Source organism: Butyrivibrio sp. YAB3001 (assembly GCF_900112195.1).
Taxonomy (GTDB): Bacteria; Bacillota; Clostridia; order Lachnospirales; family Lachnospiraceae; genus Butyrivibrio.
On record NZ_FOKR01000055.1, the window covers coordinates 1 to 1,162 of the forward strand.

General features: G+C 40.1%; 1 protein-coding gene and 1 pseudogene. Both read left to right on the forward strand.

Translation table 11 applies throughout. The annotated features are described in order from the left end of the window. Positions 1-233, forward strand: a pseudogene (locus BM086_RS21215) (hypothetical protein); the annotation flags it as partial. A 473-nt stretch (positions 234-706) separates the two neighbouring features. Then, positions 707-1,162, forward strand: a 456-nt coding sequence (locus BM086_RS20415) for a ParA family protein (protein ID WP_175560412.1), incomplete at its 3' end; no start/stop codon positions are given.

The following is a 1,162-nucleotide window of genomic DNA, read 5'->3' on the forward strand; positions in this document are numbered from 1 at the left end:
AGGAAAAATATGAAACTGAAACCGCTTTAGGTATACCACATGAAAAGGAAAAGGCAGGACGAGTACAAGGCAAGAGCGTTACAACAAAGAAGTCGATAGCTGCAAAGGAAATTATAAAGAAGCATAGCCGTGACTTTAACGGAACGCTAACAGATATTGAGTGTATGAAGCAGATAGGTAATATAAGCAGGAATAGTTTTTACAAGTATAAAAGGGAACTGGCAGCAGAATGATTTATTAAAGGGTACGCTTGATTGCATACCCTTTTTTATTGCGTAGGAGCCTTTTTAGCCCCGTATCATATCCGTATCATAGTTTTATAACCTAGCATACAACAGCCCCCGTATAGGGGTTTTTAACGCCCTTGTTTTGGAGCCGTATTAACCCCTCCGAACAACCGCAAAAAAATAAAAAGGGGTAGGGGTAATTATGATCTAAAGATTTTATTGAGAGGGTAAGCCCTAGTTATAACCGCAGGAAATTAAAAAGCCTGCTGCCTGATAAACAAAAAAGATAGCGTGACAACTTGTATCACTACTATCTTTTTAAGTTTGCCCCACCACGAGCAAACGGATATTTGAACAATTAAAATGATAAATTAAGTACCCGGTATATGCAAGTAAAGAAATGTTTGACAGTATAAGAAGTAAGAAGTAATATAAGAAGTAAGAAGTAAGCACCACCGAAGCAAGGAGGATATTGAGCCATGAAAACTATTGTACTAACTAATCAAAAAGGCGGAGTAGCCAAAACTACAACCGCCTACGCACTGGCTGCAGGGTTACGAAACAAGGGGTATAGAGTGCTTATTGTAGACGCTGACCCACAAAGTAATCTGACCTATACGGCAGGCAGAGAGGAAAACAAGGAGAATACCTTATACGAAGCATTAAAGGGAAATTGTACTGTATTCGAAGCTATGAGAAATACAAACCCTATTGAAACGGCTATGAGCATATTGAGCGTAGGGTTAGCAGGTACCGCAGCTGATATGGAGCTGGCAAGCAGAACGGCAAGGGAATATATGTTAAAAGAAGCCCTTGAAAAGGTTGCAGATGATTATGATTTTTGTGTAATTGATACCGCCCCGACTTTAGGACTATTGACCTTGAACGCCCTGACCGCTGCAGATCGAGTTATTATACCGCTGAATTTAGAGGTG